General features: G+C 67.2%; 7 protein-coding genes. All 7 read left to right on the plus strand.

What is annotated here, in order from left to right:
• The first annotated feature begins 233 nt into the window (after window positions 1-233).
• The 7 genes from AC5020_RS00890 to AC5020_RS00920 all read left to right on the plus strand — a co-directional run bounded on the left by AC5020_RS00890 (window position 234) and on the right by AC5020_RS00920 (window position 12,013).
• A complete protein-coding gene (locus tag AC5020_RS00890; protein WP_464986836.1) occupies window positions 234-1,841 on the plus strand; it encodes a glycosyltransferase family 4 protein in 1,608 nt (535 codons plus the stop codon).
• Window positions 1,838-2,734 carry an ABC transporter permease gene (locus AC5020_RS00895; protein WP_464986837.1) on the plus strand — a complete coding sequence of 299 codons (897 nt, stop codon included), beginning with the start codon at window positions 1,838-1,840 and terminating at the stop codon, window positions 2,732-2,734. The genes AC5020_RS00890 and AC5020_RS00895 overlap by 4 nt, the downstream gene beginning before the upstream one ends.
• Window positions 2,715-3,731: an ABC transporter ATP-binding protein gene (locus AC5020_RS00900; RefSeq protein ID WP_464986838.1), complete on the plus strand. Its 1,017-nt coding sequence runs from the start codon at window positions 2,715-2,717 to the stop codon at window positions 3,729-3,731. Before AC5020_RS00895 ends, AC5020_RS00900 begins: the two co-directional genes overlap by 20 nt.
• A 30-nt stretch (window positions 3,732-3,761) precedes the next feature.
• Window positions 3,762-4,925, plus strand: coding sequence for a non-hydrolyzing UDP-N-acetylglucosamine 2-epimerase (wecB, locus tag AC5020_RS00905; protein WP_464986839.1), 1,164 nt, complete (start codon window positions 3,762-3,764; stop codon window positions 4,923-4,925).
• Window positions 4,926-4,990: 65 nt separating this feature from the next.
• The gene (locus AC5020_RS00910; RefSeq protein ID WP_464986840.1) at window positions 4,991-8,803 is read left to right on the plus strand and encodes a glycosyltransferase; all 3,813 of its coding nucleotides are present in this window, start codon (window positions 4,991-4,993) and stop codon (window positions 8,801-8,803) included.
• 166 nt (window positions 8,804-8,969) lie between these two features.
• Window positions 8,970-10,229, plus strand: coding sequence for a glycosyltransferase (locus AC5020_RS00915; RefSeq protein ID WP_464986841.1), 1,260 nt, complete (start codon window positions 8,970-8,972; stop codon window positions 10,227-10,229).
• A 2-nt stretch (window positions 10,230-10,231) separates the two neighbouring features.
• The gene (locus tag AC5020_RS00920) at window positions 10,232-12,013 is read left to right on the plus strand and encodes a hypothetical protein (RefSeq protein WP_464986842.1); all 1,782 of its coding nucleotides are present in this window, start codon (window positions 10,232-10,234) and stop codon (window positions 12,011-12,013) included.
• Window positions 12,014-12,066 lie beyond the last annotated feature (53 nt).

Raw genomic sequence — 12,066 nt, forward strand, 5'->3', positions numbered from 1 at the left:
TGTCCGCCCCTCTCGGCCTGAGACAGCTCGGGATCTTTCGACGACGCGGAGCCGACGCGGGCCGGAACGTCGTGCTCATCGGTCAGTCCATCGCCCAGCACGCGCTCGACGACCCGGCGCTGCTCGTCATCCAGATCAGCCGACGCCTTCCATTGACGGTCCGGATTTTGACGGGGCGGGCACTGCAAGCCCTGCCTGGGGTGCTGCCGGGCGTGAGCGCCCTCGGAGCAGTGATGTCCGGACGTCCCGCGCGCGCCGAAGCGATGCTCGAGCACCGGAGTGCTGCCGGGCGGATGTCTCGGCTCGGCGGGGAGGTGGCGATCCTCCTCGGGCGGGACGACCTGGTCAGCGACGCGGCTCCCTCGAGGACCCGTGCCCGGTCGGCGTGGTCTCGTGGCGATCTCAGCGGGGCGATCGCGATCCTTCAGGAGGCGCACCTCGGAGGCAGCCGGTACGCCCGGCGCCTACGCAGCGAGTTGGACCTGCTGCGCCCGGGGCATGTCCTTCGGGTTCCGGAGGCTCGGCGAGCGCTGAGCCGTCCTCCCGAGGTGGCCCCGGGGGAATCCCTGCGCGTGCTTCATCTGATCACCAATTCCCTGCCGCACACGCAGTCGGGATACTCGCTGCGCACGCATCGGATCCTCTGTGCTCTGCGCGACGCAGGGACCACGTCGGTCGCCCTCACGCGCACGGGATACCCGGTGATGGTCGGAAAGGTCTGGGCGGCTGGGTGCGATGTCGTCGACGGGATCTGCTATCGCCGGTCCCTGCCCGCGTGGCTCGGCGTGACCCCGGAGGCGCGGCTCTCCCAGCAGGTCGAGGAAGCGCTGCGGATCGTGGACGAGTTCCGGCCGCACGTCATCCACACGACGACCGACTACCGCAACGCCCTGGTGGGCAGAACCGTCGCACGGCTGAGAAGCCTGCCATGGATCCTCGAGGTGCGCGGTCTGATGGAGAAGACGTGGATCGCCTCCCATCGCTCCGAACGCTCCCGCGACGAGGCCGCACATTCCGAGAAGGCGCGGATGATCTCCGCGCTCGAAGGGGAGCTGGCGATCCAGGCGGACGGTGTGGTCACCCTGAGTCGCGGCATGGCGACGGAGCTCGAGGGGCGCGGCGTGCAGCACGACACGATCACCCTGGTGCCCAACGGTGTGGCCCCCGGGCTGCTCACCGATCACCTCAACCCTCTTCGGGCGCGCCGACTGGTCGGCATCGCGGAACCGGAGGCGTTCCTGGTCGGCACGGTGAGCGCGCTCGTCGACTACGAAGGTCTGGATCTGGTGATCCGCGCGGCCGCCCGGATCATTCACGGCGACGAGGCACCGGCAGGAGTGCGCGATCGTCTGCGAATCGTGATCGCTGGGGACGGCTCCGCGGCTCCCGCCCTCTCCGACCTCGCGCACTCGCTGGGCATCTCAGACCGGGTCCTGATGCCGGGTCGCGTCGCCCGGGAGAGCGCGCCGCACTGGGTGCAGGCGCTTGATGTGGTCACCGTCCCCCGGCGCGACGTCGACGTGGCACGGTTCGTGACACCGCAGAAGCCAATCGAGGCCCTCGCCCTGGCCCGACCTGTGATCATCTCCGATCTTCCTGCTCTTCGGGAGACCGTGACGGGGAAGGATGGCACGCCATGCGGCATAGTGGTGCCGCCGGACGACCACGTGGCCCTCGCCAGGGCGATCATCCGGCTTCATGACGAGCCGGACACGGCAGCAACCCTGATCGAGTCCGGCCGGCGCGTGGCGGCCGAGCGGACGTGGCCGAGTCTCGTCCACCGGTACTCGGCGGCATACACCGCAGCGATAGCGAGGAACGAAGAGAGGAGGACTCGATGACACAGAGCCCGGAGTCCGCGCTGCAGGTCCGCCGGGCACTCGAGAGCCGAGGGCTCCAGCCGGCAGGCCTGCAGCCGATCGGCATCCGTCCCGCTCTTTCTGCCTACGTGGGGCAGCTGTGGGAGCGGCGTCACTTCATCTGGATGGACGCCCGGCACCGGGTGGCGACGCAGAACAGCCGCAACCGGCTGGGGAGTCTATGGCTGGTGCTGCGTCCGATCCTCGACGCCGCGATGTACTACGTGATCTTCGCTCTGATCTTGCAGGTCGATCGGGGCATGGCGAACTTCGCCGCATTCATCATCATCGGGGTGCTGATGTTCCGCTCGACGATGCGGGCGATCAGCCAAGGGCCGGGCAACCTCCACTCCGGCAAAGCCATGATCAGGGCGTTCGCCTTTCCCCGCGCGGCCCTTCCAATCTCGGCGGAGATCCGGGACGCGTTGCAGATGGTGTACACCGTCGCGATCATCCTGATCATGATCATCCTTATCCCGCCGCACGAGTTCCCGGAGCTCACGTGGCTGCTGGTACCGGTCATATACCTCATGCAGCTCTTCCTGAACCTCGGCATCTCCTTCGTCATGGCGCGCGTCGGTTTCCTGTTCCCGGATCTGACGCAGCTGATGTCATTCGCGGGACGCCTGCTGATGTACGGATCCGGCGTCATCTTCCCGATCGAGCGTTTTCTCGACCATCCCGTGGCCATGATGTTGATTCAGGTGAATCCGATCTACCACATGCTCGTCCTCTACCGTCAGGTGCTCATGGATGGCATCGTGCCGCCCCCGGAGCACTGGCTAATCCTCGGGGCATGGGCGCTCGGCCTGTCGGTCTTCGGGTTCGTCTTCTTCTGGCGAGGGGAGGAGACCTATGGCGGAGAGCAGAACTGAGAGCGAGCGCTGGGTCGCCCCGGACGAGTCACCGCTGACCGTCGTCGCCCACAATCTCCGGGTGCGGTACAAGGTGCTGCGCACGGACCGCGGGCCGCGGAAGGACCTTTTCGGGAAGCTCCGCAGGAAGCAGATGGTCTCCGTGTCGGCCTTGAGAGGCGTCTCGTTCACGGCGAGGTCCGGCGAGTTCATCGGGATCATCGGCCGCAACGGGTCCGGGAAGTCGACCCTGCTGCGGACCCTGGCGGGGCTCGAGCCGCCGAGCTCCGGGCTCGTCATGACGTCCGCGAAGCCGATGCTCCTCGGTGTGGGCGCCGCGCTCCTGCCGGACCTCACCGGGGCTGAGAACGTGAAACTGGGTGCCCTGGCCATGGGGCTCACGCCGGAGCGCGCCGAGGAGATCTTCGACGACGTGGTCGAGCTCTCCGCTCTCGGCGACGCCATCGATCTGCCGATGCGCACGTATTCCTCCGGCATGGGGGCGCGGCTCAAGTTCGCGATCTCCCTCGCGGCGGACCCGTCCATCCTCATGATCGACGAGGCGCTCTCGACCGGTGATGCCACGTTCGCAGAGCGTTCGCGTCGAGCAATGGACGAGATGCTGGAGAAGGCCGGCACGGTCTTCTTGGTTAACCACGCTGCCCAGACCATCGAGAACATGTGCTCGCGCGCCATCTGGATGGAGCGCGGGCAGGTGGTTCTCGACGGGGACGCGGTGGAAGTCGCACGCAGGTATCGCTGGTTCGCCCACAACCTCGCCCAAGGCCAGGACGAGAAAGCCGCGGGACTCCTCCGCGACGCCGTGCAGGAGGGGGAGGAGCAGCGCCAGGCCGCGCAGCTCACCCTTCCGTCCGAGCGGACCGACGAAAAGGCTCGCGGCGGTAGGCGAGATGCCCCTGAGCTGGAGCCCGATCCCTTCACCAGGGTCTACGATCGAAACTCGCAATCCCCGAAGAAACCCTTCCCTGGGGTCTCATCCGTCGATGAGCGGGACTGATATGACCACCAGCACATCGAGGAGAACGCTTTGACTCTGCGCATCATGACGATCTACGGCACCCGGCCCGAGGCCATCAAAGTCGCCCCGATCATCAAGGCGATCGAGAAGAATCCCGGACTCGAGAGCATCGTCGCGGTGACCGGTCAGCATCGGGAGATGCTCGACCAGGTCAATACCATCTTCCAGATCGTTCCCGAACACGATCTCGACATCATGAGCGCAGGCCAGACGTTGAACGGGATCATCGCCAAGGTCATCACCGGCGTGGACGGACTTCTGGAGAGCGAGCAGCCGGACGCGGTGATCGTCCAGGGCGATACCTCGACCGTGATGGGAGCGGCCGTGGCCTCCTTCAACCGGCAGGTGCCGGTCATCCACCTCGAGGCGGGCTTGCGATCCGGTGACATCAACTCGCCGTTCCCCGAGGAGGCGAACCGCAAGCTCACCAGCCAGATCGCGACTCTGCATCTCGCTCCGACGGTGACCAGCAAGGCGAACCTGACCCGGGAGGACGTCAGCGAGAACGACATCGTCGTCACCGGCAACAGCGTGATCGACACGCTCCTGTTAGCGACGAATCATCTCGAGGTGACCTTCGAGGACCCCCGGCTCGAGGAGCTCCAGCGAGCGATGGACGCCGGTGAGGCCGGCCGGGTGCTGCTCGTAACGGCGCATCGCCGCGAGAACCTGGGCACTGCGATGGAGGGCATCGGCGCCGCCGTCGCCGATCTCGCCCGGAAGCACCCGGATCTCACGGTGGTGTTCCCCATCCACAAGAACCCCAAGGTCCGCGCGTCGATCGAGCCGGCCGTGGAGGGACTCGGCAACGTCATCCTCATCGAGCCGCTCGCCTATGCCGAGTTCACGCGCGCCCTCAGCCTGGCGGACATCGTCCTGACGGACTCCGGCGGCGTGCAGGAGGAGGCGCCCAGCCTCGGCAAGCCGGTGCTGGTGATGCGGGAGAACACGGAGCGCCCCGAGGCGGTCGTCGCCGGCACCGTGAAGCTCATCGGCACCCACCGCCAGCGCCTGGTGGACGAGGTCTCGCTGCTCCTGGACTCGCAGGAGGCGTATGCCGGGATGGCGAACGCCGTGAACCCGTACGGTGACGGGCGTGCCGCAGAGCGGACGATCGACGCCATCAGGTGGAAGTTCAGCGGAGGAGACCGGCCGGCGGACTTCGCGGGCTGATCACTCCTCTCACCGTACCGGGCGACGGGCTCGGGCCGCAGCAGGGACAAGGAAGGGATGCACCGATGCGCGCAACGATGCGGACAGCAGTGATTCTCGGCGGGGGAGCGATGGTCGTCGTCCTCCTGCTTCTCGTGGTGACGGCGGTGACCCGGTCGTGGCTCGTGGCCGGGGTCACCGCCATCGTCGGCGTCGCTCTCGTGGCTGTTCTCGCGGTCGCCGCGCTCCGCGTCGCCGACCGGTTCGCCCGGGCGAATGCTGCGGCGGCGACCCGCATGAGCACTCTCGAGCGGCGGGTGTCAGAACGCGCTCGCGAGGCGGCGGAACGCACTGAAGCCGACCGCATACAGACGGCGGAGATCGCGGAAGCCGACCGCACGCAAGCGGCGGAGATCGCGGCACTGCAGGCGGATCTCGCCGGGATGCGCAAGAGCATCACCGTGCTGAATCGGCGGGTGCGCGAGGGGCAACTGGCGGCGATCGAGGACGAGCTGAAGACGCTGCAGAGGACGACTAGCATCCTCCGTCGCCGGGTGCCGGAGGGCTTCCTCGAGCCAGTGGAGGCCGACCTCGCCCGCATCGATCAGGTAGCGCAGGTCGCCTGGCATCTCAGCACGGAGTCCGCGATCCAGCTCGGACGGCACCCCCGCTCGTTCCTCACCATCCAGCAGGCCGCGAACCTCTTGGACCACTACCTCGAACACGACCAGCTCCTTGAGATCGCGCCCCTGATCATGCGCTACGACCTGCTCAAGCGCCTGGACCTGGGCACGCTGCGGAAGCTCTATCGCTTCTACCGGGCCTCGGGATACTGGGATCAGGCCGTCCTGGTGCTGCGAAAGATCGCGGAGAAGTCACGCCTGGCCAGCGATCGCAGCGCTGTCGTGAAGCTCGAGCACGAGATCGCCGTCTTCAGGAATCCGACGTCCGTGAGGGTGGACCTGCCGCGGTCCCCGGCCCACGACCCGGGCGGTCCCGTTCTGCATCTGGTCGGCAAGGTTCTCCCCGAGACCCAGTCGGGGTACACGCTGCGCACGCACTACACCGCGCGAGCGCAGGCGGACCGAGGACTGCCGGTGGCCATCGTGGGCCAGTCCGGGATCACCGAGGGCGAGGTCAAGAACACCACCCGCTACACGCACCAGGGTATCGACTACTACCTGTTGCCCGGTCCCGCGCGGGGTGACGGCCTCGTCGACGAGTGGCTCCGGACCAACATCGCCGAGTTCGCCGCTCTCGTCCGGGAGCTCCGGCCGAGCATCGTGCACGCCCACTCCGACTTCTACAACGCGCTCATCGTGCACGCCGTGGGCTCCGCCTACGGAATCCCGACCGTGTACGAGACACGGGGGTTCTGGGAGGAGTCCTACCTCAGCCGGGTGATCACCGCTCAGCACTGGCAGCGCGACGCGCAGAGCATCTTCGCCACCTACGGTCACCCCACCGCCTACACCCTGCGCCGGCACGCCGAAGAGATCGCCCGCACGCTCACGGACCACAACTTCACGCTCGCGGGGGTGATGCGTGACCACATTCTGGAATCCGGCGGCGCCGCGAGCGATCAGCTCTCGATCGTCCCCAACGCCGTGAGCGCCGACGACTTCCCCATGCAGGACCAGGACCGCGATCTCGCGGCACACCTCGGCCTGCCCGAGGCTGCCGTGACGATCGGGTACATCTCTTCGATGGTCGAATACGAGGGCATCGACACCCTCATCGATGCCTTCCACATGGCATCGGGACGAGTCACCGAGCCCCTCCACTTGCTCCTGGTAGGCGACGGAAGCCATCTGCCGGTGCTGAAGCAGAGAGTCGAGAAGGCCGGCATCGCGAACGTTATCTTCACCGGTGCGGTCCCGCACGAGGACATCGTCCGCTACTACGGACTGATCGACATCTTCGTCGTCCCTCGGAAGAAGTCCGCGGTCACGGAACTCGTCACCCCCCTCAAGCCCTTCGAGGCCTTCGCCACCGGTCGTGCGGTCGTCCTCTCGGATGTCGATGCCCTGCAGGAGATCGCGGACGAGTCCGGGGTCGCCGAGACGTTCCGCGCCGGGTACCACCGCGACCTCGGACGCAAGCTCGTGGAGCTCGTGAAGAACCCGCTGAAGCGGCGTGACCTCGGGGTGCGTGCCGCTCGCTGGGTGCGTGCCCATCGCACCTGGGATGCGAACGTCTCCGAGTACTACCGCGTGTACCGACAGCTCGGGTACCGAGGACCCGCAGACCGCGCGCTCGGCGCGGAGCTCGAACGGCGCGCCCGCGAGACGGGAGCCCAGACGGTCCCCACCCAGCGCGTCCACGCCGCGTCCCGCGAGGCATCCCGCACGGACTCCTCGTCATCGGAGGGCGGACAACGCGCCGCCCTCATCCCCCCGGATCCCGCGACACCGCGGCTCGACATGACCGCACCGTCGAAGCCGACCACTGCTGACAAGCCTTTCCGCGTGGTCGTGGTCGCCATGAAGCCCCAGATCGCCGGGCGGATCCGCCGCAACATCCTGACGCTCCTCGAGCTGGGAGCACACGTGACCGTCGTGAACACGACGCCCCGTGACGACTTCTTCCAGGGCATCGACCACCCGAACCTGTCTGCGGACTTCGTCGAGGTCCGCTCGCTCGCCGTCCGCTACCAGGCGCGGATGACCAGACAGAAGAACGAGCGCCAGGCGAAGTGGGATCAGGAGAAGCGGGACCGCGCCGCCCGGTCCCGGCAACCGGTCAAGGACGTCCCGGAGTGGATGACGCGGGATGCACCCGGCGCGGCGCTCGTCCACCGAGGTTGGACCGCCCCCGCGGTGCGGGACGCGCGCCAGCGATTTGAGCAGACGTGGGAGAAGGCCGACAAGAGACTCACGAAGCTCGCACGCACCACGCGGAACCGGCGCGACCTGCAGATCCGGGATCAGCTGAAGCAGGTCCACCTCGTCAATCGGCTCGTGGAGTTCTGGCGGCTCTCCCCCGAACGGATCGCAGCGCACGAGCCCGATCTGGTCGTCAGCTCCGATCTGCCAGGACTGGTCGGCGCGAGCATCGCGGCGAAGAGGCTCGGCGTGCCGCACCTGCACGACTGCCACGAGCTGTATCTCGAGAGCACGACGCTGCGTCCCTACGAGCGGCGCCTGCTGTGGCCGGTCGAGAGGACATACATGCGGCGCGCGGACTCCGTGGTCGTCGTCAACGAGACCATCCGGGACGAGTACGAGAAGCGCTACGGCGTGCGCGGCACGGTGCTGCGGAACTGTGCGCCCGCCGTCCCGGCCGACGTCCGAGCCAATCCCCTGAACCTTCGGTCCTTGGCAGGAATCCCCCAGAGCTCCCAGGTGGTGCTGTACCAGGGCGGACTGATGGCGGGGCGGGGCCTCGACGTCTGCGTGCGAGCGGCTCGGAATCTCCCGGACGGAGCGCATCTGGTGTTCATCGGCAAGGGACGGATGCTCGGGGAGCTGCAGCAGCTCGCCGCGGATCTGGGGGTCACCGACCGGGTGCACTGGCTCCCCGCCGTCGAACCGGGGGAGCTGCCCGCGTACACGGCCGCAGCAGACGTCGGGCTCATCCCGTACCAGCCCGTGTCCCGCAACAACCGGTACGCCCTGCCCAACAAGGTGTTCGAGTACACGGGAGCCGGCATCCCCTTCGTCGCCTCCGATCTGCCCGAGCTGCGCCGGATCGTCGAGACGGCGCGCTGCGGAGAGCTCTATGACCCCTTCGACCCGGAGCAGCTCGCCGCTGCGGTGAGCACGGTGCTCGAGCGGACGCACCGTTCGACCTACCGGCGCAATGCCGAACGTTTCGGGCGCGAGAACACGTGGACGAGCGAGCGGGAGATCCTGGTGTCCGAGATCCGGCGGCTGACGGGCTCGCGGCTGCCGATGTGACCTCTCGTCGCCGGGCGCGATCAGCTCGACGGAAGCCCTGGTTCGACGGCCCCCGGCGGGGCGCGCGGACCGGCACCCGGAGCGAGAGGGCCGGTCGCTACTATGACGAGGGCTGACGCGAGTCCGGACCGCTCACGACCGAACAACGTACGAGGAGTGGAGCACCATGCGCATTGCCGCCGTCGTCCATAACGGAGTCAAGCACGACGCGAGAGTGCTCAAGGGCGCGGCGTCACTGAAGGCGCAAGGGCACGACGTGCGCCTGTTCGGACTCACCCCGGACGAGACGGAGGACTTCGTCCTTCCGAACGGCGTCCCGGTGCATCTGCAGCACCGCGATCTCACGGGCGTCAAGGCACGCATCGCGGCCGAGGGGTTGGAGCGGGGACGGGACAGTTCGATCTGGACATCGTTCCGCATCCAGGGCGACTTGGTCTTCGAAAGCGTGCGGGCGACCTTCGAACCGCAGATCGTGCACATCCATGACCATCTGGCACTCACCGCCGCTTCGCGGTACAAGCAGACCTTCGGATGCCCCATCGTCTGGGACGCCCACGAGATCTACGAGGACCTCGCGAGCATCGAGCAAGTGCGCGCCGTGGTCAACGCCCGCATCGTTCGCCAGAACGTGCGGTACGTGGACGGTTTCATCACGCTGAACCAGAGCATCGCCGATTTCTATGAGAGCAAGTACCCCGCACTCCCGGCGGCTGTGCTGGTGCCGAACGCCGTCGAACGGGTGGTACAGACTCGCTACGACGGTCGGCTCCATGAGAAAGCCGGCCTGCACCCCGAGCAGAAGATCGTGCTGTTCCAAGGCGGATACTCCCCGCACCGAGGGATTCCCGCGCTGCTCGAGTCATCTCGCCATCTCCAGGAGGACTGGACACTGGTGTTCATGGGGTGGGGCAAGCTCGAGGACGAGATCCGGGCGTACGCCGATGCCGAGCCGAATCGTCCAGCGGGCCGACCTGCGGTGGCCGTGGTCCCCAGTGCCCCCCACGACGAGCTGCTCATGTGGACCGCGGGTGCCTCGCTCGGCACCATCCCCTACGAGAACACCGGTCTGAACCACCTGTACTGCTCCCCGAACAAGCTGTGGGAGTACCCGGCGGCCGGCGTGCCGATCCTCGCCAGCGACATGCCGGAGATGACGAAGAAGATCGAGGACTACGGCATCGGCATCACCGTGGACAGGGCGCTCGATCCCGAAGTCATCGCCGCGGCGGTGAACTCGCTCACGGATAACGACCTGGCGACGATGCGCGAGAACTGCGCGTCGTATGCCGTGGCCGAGGACTGGCGGAACTATGCAACGCGACTCACCGATCTTCACATGGACCTGGCCAAGAGGCACGGGATCCTGAAAGCGTCGCGATTCACGCAGCTCAAGGCCGATATCGGCCGTTTCCTGAAGGGGGAGTGACGGTGTCGAGCAGGAACTTCGCCCTGGCGTACGCCTGTGACGCGGACGAGCCGATGTCGATCGACGAGCTCCGCTACCGGATCGACGTCGCCACGGAGCATGTGGAGTCCGTCCATCGGACCGCGATGGAGCGCACCCATGTCGGAGACGGACGCTCGGGATTCGTCGTCTGGCGACCCGCGAAGCACGGATCCTCCTGGCCGACGGTGGTCGGATTGCCGAACGAGGGAGCTGCGTGGGTCCACATCCCCACTGCTGCCGGCGGGCCGGAGGACGGCGTGGACCCCGTACGGCTCGCCCAGGACATCACCGACGGTCTCGTCGACAGGATCGAGATGGGCGCGCCCGCCGCCGCGATGTACTGGAACCGCGATGGCCTGCGCATCGCCAACGACCGGCTCGGGATGGTCCGCCTCTACCAGTTCGAGGTCCCCGATCTCGGAGTCGTGTGGAGCACCCGGACGGGGCTGGCCCATGTGTTCAGCGGCATGGCTCCTGACGTCGAGCAGGCGACGTGGTCGGAGATCGCCACTCTCGGGTGGAACCTCAGCGGGCGATCACACCTCGGCAACGGACGGCAGATGCCGGCGAGCTCGACGGCGCGAGTCGATGCCCGGGGAGGGGTCGAGACGACGTCGGATCGGGACGCATGGATCCTGGCCACGGCATCAGGAGACGTTCCGGCTGCTCCCGAGGCGGCGCAGGGCATGGTTGATGCCATGAAGGTCATCTCGTGGTGGAAGACCCGGCCAGCGGCCGATCTCTCCGGCGGGAAGGATTCCCGAGTGACCGCCGCTGCGGCGATCCGCGCCGGGGTCGTGGACGCCGTGCGGACGGTCAACACGGACATCGGGGAGGTCGACACCGCGCGCGAACTCCTGCGCCTCGCAGGTCATCCGGTGGAGCACCGGATGGTGGAGACGAAGCCTCCGAGGGCCCCCGAGGGTGGAGTGCTCGCTCGCTACCTCTCGACCCAGCGCTCCTGGGAGGGAGGATTCAATGCAGTCTCTGCTCATCGAGGAGCCGTCTTCGAAGGATTCCTGCCGGCGTCCGCTCCGATCATCAACGGGCTCGGAGGCGAAGCGATCCAGGGACACACCATGGCCACGGCCACGTCGCGCGAGCAGTTGATCTCTCAGGACGCGGATGCGGGAAGGCAGTGGTTGAAGCGGCTGATCAGGGTGAACCTCAGCGCGCTCGACGAGGACGGAGCGGAGGCGGCGCGGGCGGCCGTCGACTCCTACGCGGACCAAGCCGAGTCCCTGGGTTTCCGCACCGCGTTCCAGGTGATCGACTTCTTCTACCATTTCAGCAAGATGCCCTACTGGTCCCAGCCTCAGGTCAATCCTGGCGTTCTCCTCCCGTTCTACTCGCCGAAGCTGTTGCCACGCACGATGTGGTCCTTCACGAATCCGTCGCCGGAGTACGGTCGAACGCACCGTGAGCTTCTCCGGGAGATTCTGCCCGCGTGGGCCGAGGTGCCCTTCTACAAAGGATCGCCGAAGTCGCGCTCGATCCCGTGGATGTGGGAGAACGACGACTGGGAGGACCTCCGGGACATCGTGCGGGACGGTGTGGGCTCTCTGGACAGCTTCTCGAGCGCCAAGGTCGGGAAGCTGATCGAGGACGCCGAGTCCGGTGAAGGGCGTTCGCGTCACGAGATCGCTCTCGCCAGGGTCATGTGGGAGCTCAGCTTCCGTGAGTTCGCGAAGGACATCGCGAGGACCGCACAGCGGACCGCTGACGGCGTACGTCGGATCAGGTCACGGACATCACTCGCGTGAACCCGAAGCCGGCGGCGTCATCGCGGACGGGCGACCAGTTAGGAACGCGTGGG

The organism is Brachybacterium sp. SYSU DS0246, assembly GCF_059391765.1.